Annotated in this window: 20 protein-coding genes and 2 pseudogenes; 5 read left to right on the top strand and 17 right to left on the bottom strand. The window is 36.9% G+C overall.

All coding sequences use genetic code 11. The annotated features are described in order from the left end of the window. Nucleotides 1–96 precede the first annotated feature (96 nt). Nucleotides 97–1,029, top strand: coding sequence for a DMT family transporter (locus ACTDJC_RS11920; protein ID WP_440603525.1), 933 nt, complete (start codon nucleotides 97–99; stop codon nucleotides 1,027–1,029). Between the two features lie 811 nt (nucleotides 1,030–1,840). Here ACTDJC_RS11920 and phaC read toward each other — a convergent pair. From phaC to ACTDJC_RS11945, 5 genes and pseudogenes are all read right to left on the bottom strand, one after another. Beyond that, a complete protein-coding gene (gene phaC / locus ACTDJC_RS11925; RefSeq protein WP_098309848.1) occupies nucleotides 1,841–2,929 on the bottom strand; it encodes a class III poly(R)-hydroxyalkanoic acid synthase subunit PhaC in 1,089 nt (362 codons plus the stop codon). 67 nt (nucleotides 2,930–2,996) lie between these two features. After that, nucleotides 2,997–3,416, bottom strand: a complete 420-nt coding sequence (locus ACTDJC_RS11930; protein ID WP_098309849.1) for a hypothetical protein — start codon at nucleotides 3,414–3,416, stop codon at nucleotides 2,997–2,999. A gap of 70 nt (nucleotides 3,417–3,486) precedes the next feature. Beyond that, nucleotides 3,487–3,576 (bottom strand): annotated as a pseudogene (locus ACTDJC_RS11935) (hypothetical protein); the annotation flags it as partial. Further along, nucleotides 3,577–4,359 (bottom strand): SDR family NAD(P)-dependent oxidoreductase, encoded by a 783-nt coding sequence (locus ACTDJC_RS11940; RefSeq protein ID WP_098309850.1) that lies wholly within the window; start codon nucleotides 4,357–4,359, stop codon nucleotides 3,577–3,579. 61 nt (nucleotides 4,360–4,420) lie between these two features. Further along, on the bottom strand, nucleotides 4,421–4,660 hold the full coding sequence (locus ACTDJC_RS11945) for a hypothetical protein (protein WP_253629525.1): 240 nt from the start codon (nucleotides 4,658–4,660) through the stop codon (nucleotides 4,421–4,423). Between the two features lie 145 nt (nucleotides 4,661–4,805). Between ACTDJC_RS11945 and ACTDJC_RS11950 the strand changes: the two genes are divergently transcribed. Then, nucleotides 4,806–5,711, top strand: coding sequence for a LysR family transcriptional regulator (locus tag ACTDJC_RS11950; protein ID WP_440603526.1), 906 nt, complete (start codon nucleotides 4,806–4,808; stop codon nucleotides 5,709–5,711). A gap of 68 nt (nucleotides 5,712–5,779) precedes the next feature. Here the strand turns inward: ACTDJC_RS11950 and ACTDJC_RS11955 are convergent, their stop codons facing one another. From ACTDJC_RS11955 to ACTDJC_RS11975, 5 genes are all read right to left on the bottom strand, one after another. Beyond that, on the bottom strand, nucleotides 5,780–6,256 hold the full coding sequence (locus ACTDJC_RS11955) for a 2,4'-dihydroxyacetophenone dioxygenase family protein (protein ID WP_098309852.1): 477 nt from the start codon (nucleotides 6,254–6,256) through the stop codon (nucleotides 5,780–5,782). 174 nt (nucleotides 6,257–6,430) lie between these two features. Further along, complete coding sequence (locus ACTDJC_RS11960) at nucleotides 6,431–7,219, bottom strand: SDR family NAD(P)-dependent oxidoreductase (protein WP_098309853.1); 789 nt, start codon at nucleotides 7,217–7,219, stop codon at nucleotides 6,431–6,433. 280 nt (nucleotides 7,220–7,499) lie between these two features. Continuing rightward, a complete protein-coding gene (locus ACTDJC_RS11965; protein ID WP_255258138.1) occupies nucleotides 7,500–7,634 on the bottom strand; it encodes a hypothetical protein in 135 nt (44 codons plus the stop codon). A gap of 60 nt (nucleotides 7,635–7,694) precedes the next feature. Then, nucleotides 7,695–8,984 carry an MFS transporter gene (locus ACTDJC_RS11970; RefSeq protein WP_440603527.1) on the bottom strand — a complete coding sequence of 430 codons (1,290 nt, stop codon included), beginning with the start codon at nucleotides 8,982–8,984 and terminating at the stop codon, nucleotides 7,695–7,697. A gap of 15 nt (nucleotides 8,985–8,999) precedes the next feature. After that, nucleotides 9,000–10,055: a TauD/TfdA family dioxygenase gene (locus ACTDJC_RS11975; protein ID WP_440603528.1), complete on the bottom strand. Its 1,056-nt coding sequence runs from the start codon at nucleotides 10,053–10,055 to the stop codon at nucleotides 9,000–9,002. Nucleotides 10,056–10,538: 483 nt separating this feature from the next. On the opposite strand from ACTDJC_RS11975, the gene ACTDJC_RS11980 reads away from it, so the two are divergent. Further along, entirely contained in the window at nucleotides 10,539–10,742 is a 204-nt protein-coding gene (locus tag ACTDJC_RS11980) for a helix-turn-helix domain-containing protein (RefSeq protein WP_098309856.1), read from the top strand. Nucleotides 10,743–11,350: 608 nt separating this feature from the next. Beyond that, nucleotides 11,351–12,124 (top strand): SDR family NAD(P)-dependent oxidoreductase, encoded by a 774-nt coding sequence (locus ACTDJC_RS11985; RefSeq protein ID WP_098309857.1) that lies wholly within the window; start codon nucleotides 11,351–11,353, stop codon nucleotides 12,122–12,124. A 111-nt stretch (nucleotides 12,125–12,235) separates the two neighbouring features. Here the strand turns inward: ACTDJC_RS11985 and ACTDJC_RS11990 are convergent, their stop codons facing one another. The 5 genes from ACTDJC_RS11990 to ACTDJC_RS12010 form a co-directional block, all read right to left on the bottom strand. After that, the gene (locus tag ACTDJC_RS11990; RefSeq protein WP_440603529.1) at nucleotides 12,236–13,177 is read right to left on the bottom strand and encodes an alpha/beta hydrolase; all 942 of its coding nucleotides are present in this window, start codon (nucleotides 13,175–13,177) and stop codon (nucleotides 12,236–12,238) included. A gap of 198 nt (nucleotides 13,178–13,375) precedes the next feature. Beyond that, nucleotides 13,376–14,374, bottom strand: coding sequence for a TauD/TfdA family dioxygenase (locus tag ACTDJC_RS11995; RefSeq protein ID WP_440603530.1), 999 nt, complete (start codon nucleotides 14,372–14,374; stop codon nucleotides 13,376–13,378). Between the two features lie 424 nt (nucleotides 14,375–14,798). Further along, nucleotides 14,799–16,088, bottom strand: coding sequence for an MFS transporter (locus ACTDJC_RS12000; protein ID WP_440603531.1), 1,290 nt, complete (start codon nucleotides 16,086–16,088; stop codon nucleotides 14,799–14,801). A gap of 135 nt (nucleotides 16,089–16,223) precedes the next feature. Then, nucleotides 16,224–17,279, bottom strand: a complete 1,056-nt coding sequence (locus tag ACTDJC_RS12005) for a TauD/TfdA family dioxygenase (protein ID WP_098309861.1) — start codon at nucleotides 17,277–17,279, stop codon at nucleotides 16,224–16,226. A gap of 33 nt (nucleotides 17,280–17,312) precedes the next feature. Then, the gene (locus ACTDJC_RS12010) at nucleotides 17,313–18,827 is read right to left on the bottom strand and encodes a long-chain-fatty-acid--CoA ligase (RefSeq protein WP_440603532.1); all 1,515 of its coding nucleotides are present in this window, start codon (nucleotides 18,825–18,827) and stop codon (nucleotides 17,313–17,315) included. Nucleotides 18,828–18,972: 145 nt separating this feature from the next. Here ACTDJC_RS12010 and ACTDJC_RS12015 point away from each other — a divergent pair. Further along, nucleotides 18,973–19,522 (top strand): annotated as a pseudogene (locus tag ACTDJC_RS12015) (Tn3 family transposase); the annotation flags it as partial. 148 nt (nucleotides 19,523–19,670) lie between these two features. On the opposite strand, the gene ACTDJC_RS12020 reads toward ACTDJC_RS12015, so the two are convergent. Beyond that, entirely contained in the window at nucleotides 19,671–20,048 is a 378-nt protein-coding gene (locus tag ACTDJC_RS12020) for an FAS1-like dehydratase domain-containing protein (protein WP_440603533.1), read from the bottom strand. 230 nt (nucleotides 20,049–20,278) lie between these two features. Further along, the gene (gene iscB / locus ACTDJC_RS12025) at nucleotides 20,279–21,526 is read right to left on the bottom strand and encodes an RNA-guided endonuclease IscB (protein WP_440603534.1); all 1,248 of its coding nucleotides are present in this window, start codon (nucleotides 21,524–21,526) and stop codon (nucleotides 20,279–20,281) included. Nucleotides 21,527–21,587 lie beyond the last annotated feature (61 nt).

Raw genomic sequence — 21,587 nt, forward strand, 5'->3', positions numbered from 1 at the left:
TACAGATGGTATTTATTTGTATTGTAGCATCCACAAGAAAATATTACCATTTACATATACTGGCCAGTAAGAAAATTCATTACATGAGGTGTAAATATGACACAAATAAAAAAGGCATACGCCGCAGCTGTTCTTTATACATTCATAATTGGTTTTTCATTTATGTTTGTAAAGTTAACTCTTACAGTCACGGAGCCACTTGATACGTTAGCTCATCGATTTACCGTTTCTTTTCTTATCGCATCTATTCCAGTAATATTCGGTTTTATCAAATTAAATATTACATTTAAAAACATGCTTACTATTTTACCAATAGCAATTCTATATCCAGCTTTATTCTTCACTTTTCAAGCATTTGGATTAGTGTATACATCGTCTTCTGAAGCAGGCATTATTCAAGCTACTATTCCTATCTTCACAATGGTATGTGCCTCTTACTTTTTAAAAGAACGAACAACAATTTGGCAAAAGCTCTCACTTCTTTTATCTGTATCTGGTGTCATCTATATTTTTGTTATGAAAGGATTCGGTTCTCATACTACTAGTTTTACCGGCGTTATACTCATTCTCTTATCAGCATTATCATCAGCTGGTTATAATATCCTAGCACGAAAAATGACAAAACAATTCCGATTAATCGATGTAACGTATATGATGACCGCAATTGGTTTTGTTTTCTTTAATACACTGTCTATCGGAGATCATATTGCTGCTGGAACTATGAACCTATATTTTCAGCCCTTTACAAGCCCATTATTTCTAGTTTCAATCTTATATTTAGGAATCCTTTCCTCATTATTAACAGCATTTCTATCAAATTACGCTTTATCCATTATGGAAGCATCAAAGATGAGTGTATTCAGCAATGTATCAACTTTAATTACGATGTTCGCTGGTGCAATCTTCTTACAAGAAGATCTTGCATATTACCATATCATCGGGGCAGTCATGATTATTCTCGGTGTATTAGGTACAAACTTTTTAGATGAAAAATTCATGTTAGCGAAGAAGAAAAATGTTAGTTTGTAAAAGAAAAAGCCTGTTTTGAATATCATCAAAACAGGCTTTTAACAATATTACTGATATTTTCTGCAATAAGAAACTCAATAACAGGTAAAGTTATCATCGATAATCCTAATAAGAGTAATAAAAAAATGTATGAACATTAGGTGATATTTTAGACAATGTTCTTATATAAAACCTAACCGTTCGTAAAATCAATGTCTTCAAAATAAAAAACGGAGAAAAAATACTCTCCTTCAAATAAGTCCATATTATAACCGAATTGTTTCGGATTATTTTTGTGTACCTTAGACGTAACAATATAATACGTTTCATAACGTTATGCGTAATCAGAATTCTCTCGTATTTTTTAGATATTAGTAAAGTGTAAATTTGTATTTTCAAAAATTAATTAGCCAGATTTTTTAGTGGAAGATCTTGATAAAGAATCCATGAATTGTTTTTTAGTAAAATGGTAAGTTCGGTGAGTGTAATAAACTTTCGCAGTAGCAAGATTATCACAAAGGGAACACTTAATTTGAAACGAAGCTTTGCTAACATGGGGAGTTTCTAAAAATAGTAATGTTTCTTTCATATGTGTAGTACAAACCCACATAATTTCACCCCTTCATTAATTTTTTACAGTAACAGTTACTCTCAAAGTGAAAAATGAAAAAATCTTTACTTTGTGGAGTGCACTTTCTTCTTAAGATTATCCGCCTTAAATAAAACGCTTTCATTATGATTTATAGACTAAATTCTTCATTAAAAGAATTTAGCTTTTCACAACTTCTTCAAGTTGAGAATACAGACCATCTTATTCGAACATTATTCATTATTAGCTGGACCGTTCTTCCAACCAGTCACCAATCGTTGGATAAGTTATTTTTGAAGCTTTACTTCCAAAAGCAATAGATGTATGCCCAACAGGTAAATTTATATATTGTTTATCTCTACTTGATATGTGATTCATCAATGCTTCTACTTGATGTGGTTGAGCAATAATATCGATTTCACCTGATAAGTTGAGCACATTAGCAGTGATTGCCTCAAGTTTAACCTGACGACCACGAATAAACAGTTCCCCTTTAATCAGTTTGTTTTTTTGATAAAAATCGCTAATCCACTGATGATAGGCTTCACCAGGAAATGGAATGCCGTCGTTTAACCATTTTTGCAAAAGCTTAAAGCTTTTTACGAATTTTTCATCTTCAGCACGATCAAAAAGACTAACATATGGCCCATAAAAGTTTGCCATCGGTTTGAGTAATTTGTTTCCAATGTCAATCATTTCAGGTGGAATATTACCGAGTGTTTCGACAACTTTATCAATATCAAAATACCGCTCATCTAGCATAGCACCGTATAGACCAGTTTCTTCAAAATCAAAAGGAGTTGTCAAAAAAACAAGGTTACGAATTGGTAATTCAGGGTGAAGCGCCGCAAATATTGATGTTATAGTACCACCCATGCAGTAACCAAGTATGGATACCTCATCAGCATTCGATTTTCGCAATATTTTACGAACTGCACGTGGGATGTAATCCATAATATAATCATCTAATTTCATATTTTTATCTTCACGGCCAGGTGTCCCCCAGTCAAGGAGATAGACATCAAAATTACGATTAACTAAATATTCTACTAAACTGCTACCCTTTGTTAAATCCATAATATATGGTTTATTAATCAGTGCATAAATCAACAAAATTGGAATTTTATGTTTTTTTGGTTGATCAGAAATATATCGATAGAGCTTCGTTTTATTCCTAGTCCAAATAACTTCCTTCGGTGTTGGACCTACTTTTGGCTCGGCATCTAATGTTAACACTTGAGTTGCACTTTTTACACGTCTATACATCTGTTGATACTCCTCAGGTATCATTTCGATAAACTTTTCGTATTCTTTTGTCATAAGAACACTCATGACTTCACCCCTTACAAAATTAATTTATTAATAATAGACTTATGGATTTGCTTTTTCTGTATCACTTTTATACAGTACCTTTTGTACTCATATCTGTTGGTGATTTTAATAAGATTATGATTTGATTCAGTTTCGTATCAAGGCTTTTCATATCCTTTTTTAAATTTGCCATTTCACGTTGCAATTCCGCTGAATCTCCTTGATTATCCTGAGTTTCTTGTATAAATTCTTCTAAATCATCAACCTTTGCATCTATATTGACAATCTGAGAGGAAATATGTGCAAGGTCATCTCGTGTTGGTAGATTAACAAATTCATAAAAACGTTCTGTTGTGTCATTCATCATTTTTTTGAATTGAAGATTCATCTCCAACATCTGTCCTATCCCTTGAGCAGGAAACTCTTTAGTCACTTGCTCATCCCAAAAGTTGCTATACCGGGAGTAATTATCTTTCCAAATTTGATAAAAGTTAAAGTTTTGGGCCACCTTTTCTCCTCCTATTACCTGAATAATTTATTAGTTGTCATATATTTATAAAGATATTCCCTTGATTCTGTTAAGAGTTTACAAGTACTTTTTTGAATTCTTCCGTTAGAAGTGGAACCACCTAAAATAAATCACCAACAATACCATAGTCTGTTATTTTTTACACTTTTTGCTCAAGAAGTTTTCGGGTATAGATGGTTACCCATTTCCTTGGCAGCAGTCCCACAGATTTAGCCATGAATTTATTTTTAAAGCCCGGGATGATTACCCTTTTATTCTTCATTAACCCTTCAAATCCGCACTTGGCAACCATTTGCGGATCCAACATGTTCTTATTGAACACTTTCGTGCCTGCTCCGGCGAATTGCTGCGTGAGCGGTGTTTTGGTAAAGCCGGGACATAATACGGAAACTTGAACCCCGGTTCCTTTCAGTTCTTCCGCAATCGCTTCCGAAAAGGATAAGACGTACGATTTGCTTGCTCCATACATCGACATCCGTGGAACTGGCTGAAAGGCCGCTAGTGAAGCCACGTTTAAAATTTTTCCTTGCTTTCGTTTCACCATGTCATCCGTAAAAAGTCTAGTTAAATACGTAAGCGAGATCATATTGAGCTGCAGATATTCCATTTCTTTCTGAATATCCATTTCCGTCATGAGCCCGAACCCGCCAGCTCCAGCATTATTAATCAAAATATCGATGTCAATTCCCTCGTTTTTCAAATGGCGATGCAAGCTCTCTACCGTTGTAAAGCTGCTCAAATCGCCGGCAAAAGTATTTATTTGTATGCCATAATCCTTTTTAAAATTCTCGGCTTGTTGTTCCAGCAACGTTGCGTCTCTGGCCACTAAAACCAAGTTATAACTATGGCTTGCGAAAATTTTAGCAAATTCCAAACCGATTCCTTTTGTAGCACCTGTAATTAAAACAGTTTCTGTTGACATCTGTCTCCTCCCCATGTATTATTTATCCAGTTACGAAATAAGAAAGCGCTTTATCCACACCTTAAACGCCAGATTCAGAATCTGTTACGCCAATGCTAGGACAAGTACTCGTCTCCCTAATACTTCGATTTCTTTCACAGCTTTCTCGTGACCCTCTATTCGACGTGAACATACTACAACGTTTGCATCCTCTTCTGCCCACGTGAGTATCATTAACTTCCATTAATCGCCCTAAACTATTACCACCTTCAGTAACTATTTCTTCCTGTCCTGTTAAATCAAAAAATTGTTTTGATGACATTCTAAACCCTCCTTTATATCGAGAATATTCTAAAATTTCCAAATATTATTATTGTTTTGATTATACTCATAAATTATAATTAAATAAAATTAAAGATTTTAATTTGTAAGTAAGTATTACTAATATTCAAAAAAGGGGTACGGTCATGAACATTGAGCAATTACTATATATTATTGAAGTCTCGAAGTACAGTTCTCTGACTATTGCAGCGCAGAATCTTCATGTGACCCAATCCACAATCAGTCAATCCATTACCAGCTTAGAAAAGGAGTTAGGGATTAAAATTCTTAATCGCTCCCGTGGACACGGTGCTGTACCAACAGATGAAGGTAGAATCATTCTAAAACTCGCCTACGAAGTACTGAAAAAAATTGAAGAAATTAAAGAGACATCCAACTCATTCAATTCCTTGGATGTGGGGGAACTAAGATTATCTTCTTTACCCGGATTGACGACGTTTCTGGTAAAAGCTATAGCTGCTTTTAGACAAGAATATCCACATGTGAATGTGGAGGTGTCCGAAAAAAGTGGATCTGCTGTGATTGAAGATATTCGACAGCATAAGACCGACATCGGACTAATTACATATTCAGCCGATTTGAACATAAACATGGAAGGAATAGCTTTTGAAACACTATTTGAAGGGCAACAGAAAGTATATGTTTCTAAGCATTCTCCCCTAGCGTTTCTTGGTACCATAGCTCCGCATGATATACTTGATCAAACTCTCGTTACATATAACGGTGAATTTATGCAGTATTTTGTTCAAGATTTCTTTACCAAATATAAGCCCTTAAAAATCCTATTTACATCAAATAATATGGACGGAGTTCTTCAAGCCATCATTGAAAGTTTAGCTATTACATTTGCTCCTGATTTCGTAATGAAAAATTATCCCCCTGTCATCAATGGTGATATCATTCCGATTGATTTGATGAATCATAGGACTGTAAATATTTCTTTAGGGTTGGTTCGATCAGAGAATAAACATTTATCCACTTTCGCCAACAAATATATTCATTATCTAAAATCCAAAATTATTAAGAGTTAAGAAAGAAAAAAGAGAAGCACCTTCGTCACATGTGAACGACTGGCTTCTCTTTTTTACGAATCTATCTTTTAAAATTTGGTCACATCTACAGGTTCAATTCCTTCAGCCGCGCAATGGTCATGGTATTTTTTCAGGAATGACTCAAAATTATCTCTAGCAATAATTTCTCCATTCTCACCTAAATAGTCTAATGTTCCTTCAACAATATTAAGCGTAATAACTTCTTCATCTCCTACAGCCTGAGGTGTATGTGAGGAGCCAGCTGGTTCATAAACGACATCACCAGCTTTAGAGATCCAAGGATCCTCAAGATATCTCCAAGAACCTTGGACGGTATAAACAATAACTGTACCAGGATGAAAATGAGCGGGAAGCTGCATAGCCGCAGGAACTTTTAATAGCGTAACCGTCTGTCCTGTCACCGGATTGGCTTTAAGCAATTTAAATTTTGCATCTCCAAAATAAGGAATCCAAGGCAAATCGTCTGGACAAATATTATTGGCATGGAATGCCGTTACCTCTTTTACACTTTTTACGTTACTCACTTCTATCCCCTCTTTCAATTTTTTGAAATTCGCATATTGATAACGTTTACAATAATAAGTTAATTGAATATTGCGAATTTATTATTTTCAGTATATTTATAATTACCAATTAAGTAAAATTATTATTTTTAACATATAATTAAGTTTTATTAATTTACGCTATCAACTTGATAGTTACTTAGCGCCAAGTCCCCCATCAAGAGTCAATATTTGTCCTGTACAATAATCAGAAGCTGCTGAAGCAAAATAAAGGACTGCTCCTACTAAATCATTGTCTCTACCTAACCTCCTCACTGGAACTTGTGAAGCGATAATCGGGCCAGCCTTATGTACAAGTGTTCCCGGTATTTCTGGGTTATTCATTCCAGTAGTGAAAACTCCAGGAGCAATGGAATTCACATGCACTCCATGGCGCCCCCACTTAACTGCAAGATCCTTCGTTAAAGTCATAACTGCACCCTTACTTGTTGTATATCCTACAGAATCTACAGCTTCTGGGTCAGTACCTTTAAAGCCGATTGAAGAAGAAATGTTAATGATTTTTCCGTATTCGTTGTCTATCATATGTCTTCCTACAGCCTGACACATTAAAAATGTTCCTGTCACATTTGTATCGAGCATAGATTGCCATTGTTCTAAAGGCATATCCGTAGCAGGCGTTTCAAAAACCGTTCCACTACTGTTGACTAAAATTTCGATTTTTCCAAAATGAGAAACTGCTTTCTCCACACCTTGAACGATAGATTCAGGAACTGTTACATCCAATGATACGGCAAGTGCTTGTCTTCCTAACGCCTCGATTTCTTTCACAACTTCTTCGCAAACCTCTATACGACGTGAACAAACTACCACGTTTGCTCCGGCCTCAGCCAACGCCAGTGCCATTACACGCCCTAACCCGCTACCACCTCCAGTAACCATTGCTGTCTGTCCTGTTAAATCAAACAATTGTTTAGATGACATTCTACATTTCCTCCTATATTAAGAATATTCAAAATTTTTAAAACATATCATGTTATTGATTATACTCATAAGTTATAATTAAATAAAATTAAAAATTTTAATGTGTAAGTAAGTATTACTAATATTTAAAAAGGAGTACAGTCATGAACATTGAACAATTACTATAAATATGGACGGAGTTATGCAAGACATCATTGAAAGTTTGGCTATTACATTTGCTCCTGATTTCATAATGAAAAATTATCCCCCTGTCATAAAGGGGGAAATTCAGTTATACAAACTATTTTACTTCATCTTCTACTTCAATATGATCATCAGAGTAAGTCTCGGACATCTTCTCTTGACAATTCCAGCACTCACTGCGATTTCGCTCCATAATGGCTAATTCTTCATGACAATGTACACAACGATCCATTTATGCAGCCTCCTTTTCATATTTACTTATTTCTTTCCCTCCTCGATCCATCAATGATTTTTAAATACTTACTTGCTCCTCTGCTTTTATTGTTGTGTGGCTTTGCTTCGCGGGACGTACAACAATCAAAAACAATAATCCGATAACGAACATACCTAAAGAAGTTACTTGAAACCCATAACGATATCCCATTGCCTCAGTCGCTGCATATTGGATAAAATACCCGAATACGAGCGGAGCAATAATACTTGTTGAACTTGCAAGAGCAACGTAGGCCCCTTGTGCTTTTCCGATGTTTTTGGGAGAAAAAAAGTCCATCAATATTGCAGGTGCGAGTGAAAGAATGACATAGGCGAAACCTGGAGCAAGGGTGAAGAACAGGATGGATATAACAGTTGAATTCACGGCATTTGCCATATATACACAAAGAGCAGATAGCACCATCATGGAACCGGCAAGATTTACTCGTGCTTTACGAATATCCCCAGTTTTACGATAAATCCGATCTGATAGCATAGAAAATCCAATTTGGCTAATGGCAGCGAAAAGAAAAGGTAACGACACGGCTAATTTTAATGTTTGATTATCAAAATGTTGAACTTTAGTAAAGTATGCCGGAAACCATATCGCTTGAACAGACAATAACCAATAGGCACACCCTCCACACAAAATGATAAAAACAAAATTTTTAGACAACAGATGCGGAAGAAACTGACGCCAAGAAACCTTAGAGAGGGTTGATGAATGCTGCTCCTCTTGATGAAATGAAGGCAACCCAATTTCTTGTGGACTTTCTTTACCGAAAATGACCCATAAAACTAGCACAATAAGTCCAACAATCCCCATGGCTATAAAAGCAGATCTCCATCCATATTGATTGATCAAGGAGATTAATAATGGTGAAGCAATTGCAGGCCCAATTGTTGCTCCACAGAGAACAGCGCCAAAGCCTATACCATGTCTATGTTTCGGGAACCATTTTCCCACCATAGCCGTTGATAGAGCAGGGGCTGCGCCTTCGCCTGCTCCCAAGAGCATCCTTGTAAGCACTAGCAGAGACAGACTAGAAACAAAAGGTGTAACAAATTGAACAGCCAACCATGTAAGTGACATCCAAGTTAACATTTTTTTCGTGTTTTTGGAATCAGCCATGCCCCCAATAATGATAGAGGAAAAGGTGAAGAACCAAAAGAACGAACTTCCCACCAATCCCCATTGTGAAGGGCTTAAATGTAACTCTTTCATTACAGGAACGGAAACCAAGCCAATGACAATTTTATCAACTTGGTTGATCATACCAGAAGCAACTAGAAATAATAATATTATCCAAGAATATTTTGGGGTGTTCAATATAAAAATCTCCCCTTACCTTAAGTTTTCTACAATACCACCAGCTGTTTTTCCACGTACGGGAATACCACCGCGACCTGCTTTACCTGTCTTCTCATCAATAAACATGGCAAAATCAGGTGCAATTTCTCGGCTGTTTGGCATCGTGAGCCACAATCTTAGTAAATGACGTTTGCGTTCCGGTTCTTCGTAGTCTTCGTATACAGTACGTGAATGAAGAACGGTATAATTATTAACAAATTGCATATCCCCCGGTTCCAACATCATATCAATATGCATGTTTTCATCATGAAGGAGGGAATCCATTAAGTCATATGCTTCAATTTCAACTTGTGACAAATGGATACCTGTTTTCGCTTGTGCTGATTCGACATATCCGCGATTATATCTGCAGCTCAATTTACCTTCGTAATAACTAAAGACTGGTGATGAATATACTGGGGATTCTCCTGGTGCTTCCTCACCACGACGATCCAAGAAGTATGGACGATAAAGAATTCCAAGATACTCTGGGTACTTCTCAAGAATTTCATTATAAACAGCCATAGAACTTACGATACTACTGAACCCTCCAGATTTAGCTTTTCGAAGACTTAATAATCCGACTACGTCAGATCCATCTGGATGAAAAGGAAGATGTGCATTCGTTTGGTAACCGCGTACATTTGAATCATTAATGTTGAGACCTTGATCAATGACATGTCCTAAGAGGTCACCTTTTGCGTTTTGCGTTACCGGGATGCCCAAGTGAACTCCAAGACCCCAATAAATGATGCTCGCTTCTTCATCCGTATACCTTTCCATTGGTAATCCACGAATTAATAGAAACCCCCTACCATTCTCTAGCTCTTCAACAAAGTAAGCAATTTCGTCAGAGAGATCCGAAATCGGGAAGTCCTCCTTGTTAAAATTAGGTGCTTTTAAACCCTTTTGTTTAACAAGAAATAAAGCGTTTTCAAGAGATTCGATTGTTTTCTCGGACAAATAATAAACCCATGAATCATCTTTAGCTAGATCAATACCTTTCCACGCTACTGGTCCTTGAATTTTTTCCTTTAAAATGGACGGCATAGGTACTCCTCCTTCCTTTTCTAATGCAACTTTTAAAGTTTCTCATTTGTTTTCTTAAGTAACTCCTTTAAAAACTCCACTTATCTAGGAAGCTTGTACTAAACCAGCTTATCCTGACAGAACCCGTCATTTATGTGCAAGTTTTGATGAGATAACACTGCAACCTTTGCTTCATCGGTTATTCCTAATGTGTATAGAATTACTGCAAGCCTTCCTAATGATGAAAGTGCTCTCATAAATATGATAGCTTGTTTCCTAATAAAAGAGCGACTCCATCTCCCTTCTCAAATTCTTTGTCAGATAAATTATAACTTTTTAAGTGCTGTCCCCCTCCTTTACCTATATGAAAGCGCTTAAAATAACAACTATTACGATTGTATTAATTGTTATTTAATTCATTATATTCATAATTTTCAGTTAAATAAAATTAAAATTTTTAATTTGTAAGTAAGTATTACTAATATTCAAAAAGGGGGTACAATTATGGACAGTAAACAATTACAACATATTGTTGTAATCACAAAACACAGCTCTCTATCTACAGTAGCATGGAATCTTCATATGACCCAATTCACGATCAACCAGCCCATTGCCAACTTAGAAAAGGAATTAAGACTAAAAATTTTTAATCGCTCACTGGCATACGGTGCTGTACCAACCGGTGAAGATAGAATCATTCTAATCTAATATTTGTAAATCTCAAGGAAGCAAAAGAGACAGCCTACTTACTCAATTCCACGAAAGTAGAGGAACTAACAATATCTTCTTCCCCCGAATTGATGACATTGCTGGTAAAAGCTATAGTCGCTTTTAGACATGATTATCCATATGTAAATCTGCAGATTCAGTGCTTCAAATTTTATTATGCCTCTCTCCTCCTTCCCTCAATAAAGTGAAAGTGGGGGCTTTCTTTATCCTCCACTGATGGAAAGCTCTCACAAATCGGGCTTTTACGGACAGTTATTCTCCCCTATCCTCTTCGCTTCTCTCAACCTTGAGGTGGCCACGAATAGCAGGATAAACGAGAATAGGGGTGCGCTCATCCTCTTGAAGAACCTATTCGATTGTACAAGAAAAATAAAAGACTGATACGTTTTACTAAGGTATCGAGCCTATTTTATTTACAAAATAGCTTTTTTTATTTTATATTAGTAGTACTTAATTACAAATTAAAATTTTTAATTTTATTTAATTATAATTTATCTGTAGAATCAAAAATAGAAATGACTTAATATTCCGAAAATTGACTTTCAAGTTTGGTCTTTTACGGTTAAATCAAAACAGGAGGTTGAACTATGGACTTAAAGTTATCTGGAAAAAAAGCACTGATTGTTGGAGGAAGCCGAGGGATTGGTAAAGCTACTGCTCGCCAATTGGCTCTAGAAGGTGTAGATTGTACGATTTGTTCAAGAAACGAATCCTCACTAAAAATCGCTGCAGAGGAATTAGCTCAAGAAACAAACAGAAATATTTATCCAATTGTGGCAGATACAACTGATCCTGACTCTATCCTAAATTTAGTTGAAAAATCAGCAGCAGCAATGGGAAGCATTGATATTTTAATCAACAGTGGAGCCCGTGTTGGCGGCTTTGAGCCAGAGGATTTTCATAGTATTAAAGATGAACTTATTTTGAAAGATTTTGAAGAAAAGTATATGGGCTATTTTCGTTGTATGCGAGCTGTAGCTCCTTATATGATAGAAAATAATTGGGGACGTATTATAAATATAAGTGGTCTGGCTGCTAGAATCGGCGGCAATTATTTTAGTTCCGGTCCACGTAATGCATCTGTTGTCCATTTAACAAAATCCGCATCATTAGAATTAGGAAAGCACGGAATTAACGTCAATGCTGTTTATCCAGGGATTGTCGATACGGAAATGTTTAGAAACCGAGTCACTAATGAAGATGCTGTGCGTCAGATGGCAGCACTCAATGCACTCGGCCGCTTGATTACAGTAGAAGAAATTGCTAATGTCATTACCTTCCTAGCTTCACCTTTGGCGGCATCGATTACTGGTGATGTTATTTCAGTAACCGGCGGAATTGGAGAAACCGTTTTTTACTAAACAGCTAGAATTGATATTGTAACTGTATCGAAGATTACCAATAATAGTGTATTTAAAAAACGAGCCTCGCTAAAAGCTGAGGCTCGTTTTTTTATAACTTTTAATCTTCATCTACCCAATTGTATATTTAGCGGTATTCAAGAACTTGTCAATCTTAGAGACAGTTGATTCAATGTTCTTAGAGAAAATAGCCATGTGTGAAAAAAAGCCGTGGACCATACCGAGTTCACACGCATATTCAACTTGCACACCAAATTTTTCTAGACGTTCAGCATAAGCCATTCCTTCATCCCGAAGCACATCATTTTCTGCTGTAATCACGATTGCTGGCGGGAGACCACTTAAATCATCAGCAACCAAAGGAGCAGCGTATTCATTATACCTGTCCTCATCATTCCTTAAATAATGATCCCGGAACCAAATCAGCTGTTCGCGATCCAGACCAAATCCTTTTGCAAATGTTTGATGGGATTCCGTATTAAACTCAAGATTTGTCGCAGGGTAGATTAAGACCTGTGCAGCGATGTCGGGACCTTTTCTGTCTCTCGCCATCATAGTTACTACTGTCGCTAGATTTCCACCTGAGCTATCCCCTCCGACTGCCAATCTAGTAACATCTCCGTTAAAGGAGGGCCCTTTTTCATAAACCCATTCCAATGCCGCATATGCGTCTTCGACCGGAGTCGGGAACTTATACTCTGGAGCAAGACGATAATTTACAGATACAACAATACTAGCCGTTCTATTTGCTATCATTCGGCAACTTGCATCCATCACTTCAATGTCTCCTAGAACCCATCCTCCACCATGGTAGTAAATAAATATCGGGAAGGGACCTTGCCCCTCCGGTATGTATACCCTACATTTGATTTCTTCATCTTTGCTTACCGGTATCATCAAGTTCTCTACCGTTGAAACCGGATCTAATTTTACAGCAGGGCGCGGCGCATTAGAAAGCATTTCTCTTACAGTCTTAGGATCCATCTCGTGAATAGGCGGCATCTGATTATATGCTTGTAAATATTTTTCTGCTTGCGGATCTAAATTTGCCAAGAAACATCATCCTCACTTCCATTTATTTTAAAATTAACTCGGCTATTCCTTAAACCTTGATTCCGGTCCTGAAACCCTCACATTCACTTCATCATAAAAAAACATACAATGGTGATTTTATTCACCTTATTTCGATGAATAAAATCACCATACCGCTTGATATAAAAAAGAATGATGATTTTACTTACCACTAGCTGTTTATCTATTTACAGGTACTCCTCCAATATAAAACTCGAAATCCGGGGCAATTTTTCGGCCATTTGGCATCATGAGCCACAATCTTAATAAATGACGTTTGCGGTCATCTTCTTCATAATCTTCAAATAATGTACGTGAATGAAAAACCGCATAATTATTAACGAATTGCATATCACCTGGTTCCATCATCATATCAATATGAAAGTTCTTATCATGAGTAAGGGAATCTATAAAATCAAATGCTTCGATTTCCTCTTTTGACAAAGAGATACCTGTTTTCGTTTGTGCTGATTCGACATATTGGCGAATATATCTGCAGCTCAATTTACCATCGTAATAGCTAAAGATTGGTGATTGAACTACCGGAGATTGACCTGTTGCTTCTTCCCCACGAAGATCATGGGCGAATGGACGATAAAGAAGTTCAAGGTACTCTGGGTGCTTCTCCAGAATTTCATTATAGATAGACATTGCACTAGCGATACTGCTTAAACCACCAGATTTCGCTTTGCGAAGACATAGTAATCCGACTACATCAGCAAGATCTGTGTGATAGTCAAGATGCACATTTGTTTGGTAACCTCTTACTTTTGTATTATCATTAAAGTCTTTACCTATGTTTTTGATATGCCCTAAGAGGTCCCCAGTTTTGCTTTGGATGATCGGCAGTCCCAAGTAAAGTCCAAGACCCCAGTAAATGATGCTTGCTTCTTCGTCAGTATACCGTTCCATTGGCAATCCGCGAATCAATAGAAACCCTCTCCCATTCTCCAGTTCGTCGACAAAGTATTTGATTTCGTCAGCGAGATCAGGAATCGGGAAATCTTCCCTTTTAAAATCTGGTGCTTTTAATCCCTTTTGCTGAACATGTAATAATGCCTTATCAAGAGCAGCAATCGTTTTTTCGGACAAATAATAAATCCATGAATCATCTTTAGCTAGTTCAAGGCCTTTCCATGCTGAACGCCCTTGAATTTTTCCCTTTAAAATGATTGACATAAATAATCCTCCTTTATTAATTTGGTTATTTTCTAACTTAAGATGACTGAATTTTTTTAGCGTTAATAATGAAGAAAAGAGAAGCATCTTAATCGCCCTTGGATCCGGACCTCTCGCTATCTTTTAAAACGTTGATAGCGTTTACGTTAGTTTTATGACTGAATATTTTGAATTTTCTTTTCTTTATTATACTTATAACTATAAATTAAATAAAATTGTTATTTTTAATTTATAAATAAGTTGTATTAATATATACCGTCATTCAACCTCACAAACTAACCCTTTCAAAAAACTAAATAATAGATTCATTGACCAAATAATCAATCAACATAGTTATAATCTTCTTTTCTCAATTTAGCATATTCACTAACTAAAAATATCCTTCTTTGAAGTTATAATTATACCTTTATTTGCTGTATGTCTTTTAAATACTCACTTGCTCCTCTGTTTTTATTGTTGTGTGACTTTGCTTCGCGGGACGTACAACGATCCAAAACAATAATCCGATAACGAACATACCTAATGAAGTAATTTCAAACCCATAACGATATCCCATTGCCTCAGTCGCTGCATATTGGATGAAATACCCGAATACGAGTGGAGCAATAATACTTGTTGAGCTTGCAAGAGCAATGAATGTCCCTTGTGCTTTTCCGATGTTTTGTGGAGAAAAAAAATCCATCAATATTGCGGGTGCGAGTGAAAGAATGACATACGCAAAACCTGGAGCAAGGGTAAAGAACAGGATGGATATAGCACTTGAATTCACAGCATTTGCTAGATATACACAAAGAGCAGATAGCACCATCATGGAACCGGCAAGATTGATTCGTGCTTTACGAATATCCCCAGTTTTGCGATAAATCCGGTCTGATAGCATAGAAAATCCAATTTGGCTAATGGCAGCGAAAAGAAAAGGTAACGACACGGCTAATTTTAATGTTTGACCATTAAAATGCTGAACTTTGGTAAAGTATGCCGGAAACCATATCGCTTGAACGGACAATAACCAATAGGCACAACCTCCACATAATACGGTAAAAACAAAGTTTTTAGACAACAGATGCGGAAGAAACTGACGCCAAGAAACTTTAGAGAGGGTTGATGAATGCTGCTCCTCTTGATGAAATGAAGGCAACCCGATTTCTTGTGGACTTTCTTTACCGAAAATGATCCATAAAATGAGCACAATAAGTCCAACAATCCCCATGGCTATAAAAGCAGATCTCCATCCATATTGATCGATCAAGGAGATTAATAATGGCGAAGCAATCGCTGATCCACCTGTTGTTCCTAGCAGAACAGCACCAAAGCCTATACCATGTCTATGTTTCGGAAACCATTTTCCCATGATAGCCGTTGATAGAGCAGGGGCTGGGCCTTCGCCTGCTCCCAAGAGCATCCTTGTAAGCACTAGCAGAGACAGACTGGAAACAAAAGGTGTAGCAAATTGAACAATCAACCATGTAAATGACATCCAAGTTAACATTTTTTTCGTGTTTCTAGAATCGGCCATGCCACCAAGAATAATAGAGGAAAAGGTAAAGAACCAAAAGAAGGAGCTTCCCACCAATCCCCATTGTGAAGGGCTTAAATGCAACTCTTTCATTAGGGGAACGGAAACTAAACCAATCACAATTTTATCAACTTGGTTGATCATACCGGAAGCAACTAGAAATAATAATATAATCCAAGAATATTTTGGAGTGCTCAACGTATAAATCCCCCTTATTTTTGCCATCAAGGAAAACCTTTTCCTGAAATCTGAAAAGGTTCTCCCCATCACATGAATTAATTGGTGTTCTTATGAAACGGTTTATACAGGTAAGACTTTCAGGTTTAAGCTCAATTACTTCAAGTTTTCTACAATACCACCAGCTGTTTTTCCACGTACGGGAATACCACCGCGACCCGCTTTACCTGTTTTCTCATCAATAAACATCGCGAAATCGTTTGCAATTTCTCGGCCATTTGGCATCGTGAGCCACAATCTTAATAAATGACGTTTTCGTTCCGGTTCTTCATAGTCTTCGTATTGTGTACGTGAGTGAAGAACTGTATAATTATTGACGAATTGCATATCACCTTCTTCCAACATCATATTATAATGCATATTTTCATCATGAAGGAGGGAATCCAGTATGTCTAACGCTTCAATTTCGACTTTTGACAAATGGATACCTGTTTTCGCTTGTGCTGATTCTATAAATGTACGGACATATCTGCAGCTCAATTTACCATCATAATAACTAAAAATTGGTGATGTAAATACTGGAGATTCACCTGGCGCTTCCTCACCGCGACGATCAAAGATGAATGGACGACAGAGAATTCCAAGATACTCTGGGTACTTCTCCAGAATTTCATTATAAACAGCCATTGAACTTATGATACTACTGAACCCCCCAGATTTCCCTTTTCGAAGGCTTAATAATCCGACGACATCAGATCCATCTGCGTGAAAAGGAAGATGCAGTTTCGTTTGATAACCGCGTACATTTGAATTTTCTAAGCTAAGACCTTGATCAATGACGTGCCCTAAGAGGTCCCCATTTGCGTTTTGCGATACCGGAATGCCCATGTGAAGTCCGAGACCCCAATAAATGATGCTCGCTTCTTCATCCGTATACCTTTCCATTGGTAATCCACGAATTAATAGGAACCCCCTCCCATTCTCTAGTTCTTCCACAAAGTACGCAATTTCGTCAGAGAGATCCGGAATCAGGAAGTCCTCCTTGTTAAAATTAGGTGCTTTTAACCCCTTTTGTTTAACATGAATTAAAGCGCTTTCAAGGGATGCAATCGTTTTCTCGGACAAATAATAAACCCATGAATCATCTTTAGCTAGATCCATACCTTTCCACGCTACTGGTCCTTGAACTTTTTCCTTTAAAATGGACGACATAAATACTCCTCCTTCAATAATATGGTTAGTTTCTTACTTGACTTCAATCAATTGTCTTAACTCTCTACGCAAAATTTTCCCTGTTGCGTTTTTAGGTAACTCTTTAGAAAATTCCACTTGTCTAGGAAGCTTGTACTTCACCAGCCTATCCTGACAGAATCGGATAATGTCATTCATGGTGACCTGTTCATCATTGACTACGACATAAGCTTTTACATTTTCTCCGTATTCTCCATCGGAAACTCCGATTACGGCCGCCTCTACAACAGCAGGATGTTGATACAGAACTTCCTCTACTTCACGAGGATATACATTGTATCCACCAACAATAATCATGTCCTTCTTGCGATCAACGATGTAGATGTATCCTTCTTCATCCATTGTTGCTAAATCACCAGTGTAAAGCCATCCATCTATTAAGGCAGCTGATGTAGCTTCTGGCATCCCTAAGTATCCATTCATTACATTTGGCCCTTGAACTACTAATTCTCCGACTTCTCCTCTCGGCACTTCTTTTCCGTCCTCATTGACAACTTTGCTTTTGACGCCTGGTATATCTAGACCGATAGATCCTGGCTTACGGGTTCCCTGTAAAGGATTAATAGCAACGAGAGGAGAAGTTTCCGAAAGGCCATACCCTTCCATGATAGAAACGTCATACTTGTTTTCAAATTTTTGTAATAGCTCGACCGGAATCGAGGCACCTCCAGAGATACACACGCGAATGGATAAGAAATCTTCCGCAGTAGATTCAGGCAATTGCAAGATAAAATTGTACATCGTAGGAACTCCAGCAAACACTGTTGCCTTTTTTTCTCGAATGGTACTGATAACATCAAGAGGACTGAATTTAGGTAGAATCAAGACAGTTGCCCCGCAAGCAATTGGCGCATTCAGACAAATAGTCATACAGAAAACATGAAACATTGGTAGAACAGCTACTACACAATCTTTATCATGGAGTTCAATTAATTCTGAAATGGCATCTGCATTCGAAGCCAAGTTAAGATGAGATAACATCGCACCCTTTGGTTTCCCTGTTGTTCCTGATGTGTATAGAATAACTGCAAGGTCTTCTTGATCAATGAAAGGGTTTAGGCAAACATTATTGCTTGTTTCCATCAGATGCTCCCATGTCCACTCCTGATCCTCGGCATCTGTATAAATAACTAGCTTTAAATGTTCCAATTGTCCCTTTAATTCTGACAACTTTGGTTCTACGGATACGTGAGCAATAACTGCTTTAACTTGACTATCGTCTAAAATGTAGTTGATTTCCTCTTTTGTATACAAAGGATTCATCGGAACAACAAATGCACCTAGTCGTAAAATACCGTAGTACGTAATAAGAAATTCAGGACTATTCCCTAATAAAAGAGCTACTCCATCTCCCTTCCCGATTCCTTGGGCAGACAAACCAGCAGCCAATCGATTTACCTGCTGATTTAGTTCTTTATAAGTAACACTTTTATCTCTATAGATATAAGCGATACTGTCTGGGAAATTACTTGCACTTTTTTTCAGATTTTCGTCTAAATGATAACTCATTAAATGATTCCCCCCTTTTCCTCACATGGAAGTGTTCGAATAATAACTATTTCGAATATTCGAAATATTATTACAGTAAGTATACTCATAAATTATAATTAAATAAAATTAAAGATTTTAATTTGTAAGTAAGTATTACTAATATTCGAAAAGAGATGCAGTCATGATGGAGGGGGTTCAGCATTGTACAGACATGTAAATAGATTGAAATTATGTCGACACGCACGGACAAAATGTTGTCACGTTTGCCTTTTATCATTTGTTTGATTTTAAGCTGATACCACGTTTCAAAGATATTGACTTTCAGAAATTGTATTGACATGAAGCGGTGATGAATGAGGAATCCCCTCACTTGCAGCTCGTCTTACGGAAGCACATTAACTGGAATCTGATTCGTCAACAGTATGAGCAAATTATTAAGTTTGCGACTGCTTTGTGATTAGGTACCGCATCAGCGAAAGCGATTTACGAGAGAGCCCTATCTATCAAGCTCTATGTGAGTTGAGGAAAGCAATTAAGACCATTTTTTTATGTGATTATCTACACTTTGAGGAAGTCCGTAGAGAGATTAATGAAGGACTTAACACCGTTGAACATTGGAACTCTGTTAACAACTACATCTTTTACGGAAAGAATAGTGAAATTCTCTAGAAGATCAAGAAGTGTATGGATTGTCACTCCAATTACTACAAAATCTACAATCATGTAAATCCGTATGAAACATTTAAATGAAATGAAAAAAGGCTAGCTTTACTAGCCCACATTATACTCATATATAGCATGGAACCTAATTACTTTTTATGTAAAAAATTCCACTAATACATATTTACAATTTTAGAATGTTCAGTCCCGAATAATTCCATGACTTGATCCTAGCATTACTTCTTTCCCATTTTGATTGCGATATACTGACTTTATTTCTACCTTTTTAAAACCTTCCATTTGTTCAACATTTGTAAGAGTTATTTCGCATGTAATGGTATCTCCAGTAAAAACAGGTCGAATAAATTCACTTACCATTTCTCTTGCGATGTAATTTACATCACCACCAATTTTCGTCCCTATACTTGCAGTTAATAAACCTTGCACCATTAAACGACCTTTTTCATCACGTTCAATATGATGCCTACCTTGGTCACCTGAAAAACTTCCGAACTGCAAAACATCGTCTTCAGTAAAAGTTCTTTCCCATGTAAAAACGTCACCTGTTTTAATAATCATATTTCCCTCCTATAATTTTGAATATTCTGTATTTTTAGTTTAGCACAAAAATGAATGAATGACCACTCACTTTTAATGGTTTCACTAAATTACATACATTAATTTATTAAGAAAAAATCCTGCATGAAACAGGATTTTTAACGTATTTCCGAAAGAAGTTTCCATCTTCAAGCGCGTGATGGGCAAGAGCCCCAGCGGTAAGGTGGGGCTGAATTTCCGTTTGGCATAGCCTAACTAATTTGTGAAAAATACCAATTTCTCGTATGGTGTATACATTCCATATCTGACATCTTCACTTGCTTATAGGATTTAGAAGGATTTTGTATATATTGTCCATGTATATCTTGTACGTACACCATTTTCCCTGTAAATCCTGTCACAAATCCTACTTGTCCAAAAACCTTTACTTTATCACCTAAATGGATTCCATCTATATGTGGTGTATTTTTCTTGTTCCGTTTTGCACTTGTATTCTTTGTTTTCCTTCCTTTTCTTGCGGTTGCTTCATGCAGGGAGCGTTTTTTCTTTCTAAATTGCTTAATTCGAAACTCACCGCTTTGATCATATTCTTGTAGTTGTGTTGGATGAGCAATCGCAATTGCGTCATTTACATGTGTTTTTGATAAACCTAATTCTTTTCGCTTCGGTGTGGTGTAACTGCCGTACGTAATATCACAATCTAAACGATTCATGATTTGTAAACGCAATATATTCATAAAAGCTGTCTCTTTATATTGTTTTGTTTTTTTGAAACTGTGTTTGATTTTCCCTTGATGAAATTTTTGATGGCATTCATCATGCACTGTTACAAGATTATCTGCCATATCTGAACCGCCACTGCATCGTTCAATGATATGATGTGTATGCAAAATACCACCTTTCTTCTTACAAATTTGACAGGTGTAATTGTCTCTTTCAAATACATAATATCTCGTATTCCAAAAGCCAAAGGTATCCCCTTGTTGGTATTCTGTTCCTTGTATGTCGGGATTTTTTAGCTTTTGTGCATCAAATTTTCCTACTTCGACAATCACTTTTTGGGATGGTACAAGTGATTTGAATTTCTTTATCCAATGAATAACATTATCGATTCGACTTTGAATGGAGGGTGGGAGCCAGCCTTCTTTCTTTTTTCGGTTCAGAAAACGTGCTTTTCGGTAGCGGGTTTTACGTTGTCTACGATTTCTACGTAGTGTAGCTCTAAGGATCAGGTTCTCTTTGATGTCTTGGCGTAACGCAATGGTTCCTTTTGCGAGTACTCTTTCTTTTGTTGTAATCGCAACGCCTACATACTTTGCTCCGCTGTCAACACCGATTGTGACAGGTTGTACCGTTTCACCAGTAGCGTATTGGAGCTGAATGGTAAAGGGTGTGTATTCCACAATCTTTGCTTTTTCTTGTTTGAGAAGAAGCCGTGCCTTACGAGGATTGCAAGGCATAAGTGGTTCTCCTCTTAAATTCTTGACAAATACACGCATGTTTTGTCCCTCCTAAGAGTTTGTTTCCCTTCGCCAATGTTTGTAGGTGTTGGCAACTTCT

The organism is Bacillus sp. GB_SG_008, from assembly GCF_052038115.1.
In the GTDB taxonomy this organism is placed as follows: domain Bacteria; phylum Bacillota; class Bacilli; order Bacillales; family Bacillaceae_G; genus Bacillus_A; species Bacillus_A rhizoplanae.

Excerpts from the sequence above, each read along its gene's own strand:
- iscB (WP_440603534.1), bottom strand. The coding sequence starts at position 21,526 with ATGCGTGTATTTGTCAAGAATTTAAGAGGAGAACCACTTATGCCTTGC.
- ACTDJC_RS12005 (WP_098309861.1), bottom strand. The coding sequence starts at position 17,279 with ATGTCGTCCATTTTAAAGGAAAAAGTTCAAGGACCAGTAGCGTGGAAA.
- ACTDJC_RS11995 (WP_440603530.1), bottom strand. The coding sequence starts at position 14,374 with ATGTCAATCATTTTAAAGGGAAAAATTCAAGGGCGTTCAGCATGGAAA.
- ACTDJC_RS11920 (WP_440603525.1), top strand. The coding sequence starts at position 97 with ATGACACAAATAAAAAAGGCATACGCCGCAGCTGTTCTTTATACATTC.
- ACTDJC_RS11940 (WP_098309850.1), bottom strand. The coding sequence starts at position 4,359 with ATGTCAACAGAAACTGTTTTAATTACAGGTGCTACAAAAGGAATCGGT.
- ACTDJC_RS11980 (WP_098309856.1), top strand. The coding sequence starts at position 10,539 with ATGGACAGTAAACAATTACAACATATTGTTGTAATCACAAAACACAGC.
- ACTDJC_RS11960 (WP_098309853.1), bottom strand. The coding sequence starts at position 7,219 with ATGTCATCTAAACAATTGTTTGATTTAACAGGACAGACAGCAATGGTT.
- ACTDJC_RS12010 (WP_440603532.1), bottom strand. The coding sequence starts at position 18,827 with ATGAGTTATCATTTAGACGAAAATCTGAAAAAAAGTGCAAGTAATTTC.
- ACTDJC_RS11965 (WP_255258138.1), bottom strand. The coding sequence starts at position 7,634 with ATGGATCGTTGTGTACATTGTCATGAAGAATTAGCCATTATGGAGCGA.
- ACTDJC_RS11945 (WP_253629525.1), bottom strand. The coding sequence starts at position 4,660 with ATGTCATCAAAACAATTTTTTGATTTAACAGGACAGGAAGAAATAGTT.
- ACTDJC_RS11950 (WP_440603526.1), top strand. The coding sequence starts at position 4,806 with ATGAACATTGAGCAATTACTATATATTATTGAAGTCTCGAAGTACAGT.
- ACTDJC_RS11975 (WP_440603528.1), bottom strand. The coding sequence starts at position 10,055 with ATGCCGTCCATTTTAAAGGAAAAAATTCAAGGACCAGTAGCGTGGAAA.
- ACTDJC_RS12020 (WP_440603533.1), bottom strand. The coding sequence starts at position 20,048 with ATGATTATTAAAACAGGTGACGTTTTTACATGGGAAAGAACTTTTACT.
- ACTDJC_RS11985 (WP_098309857.1), top strand. The coding sequence starts at position 11,351 with ATGGACTTAAAGTTATCTGGAAAAAAAGCACTGATTGTTGGAGGAAGC.
- phaC (WP_098309848.1), bottom strand. The coding sequence starts at position 2,929 with ATGAGTGTTCTTATGACAAAAGAATACGAAAAGTTTATCGAAATGATA.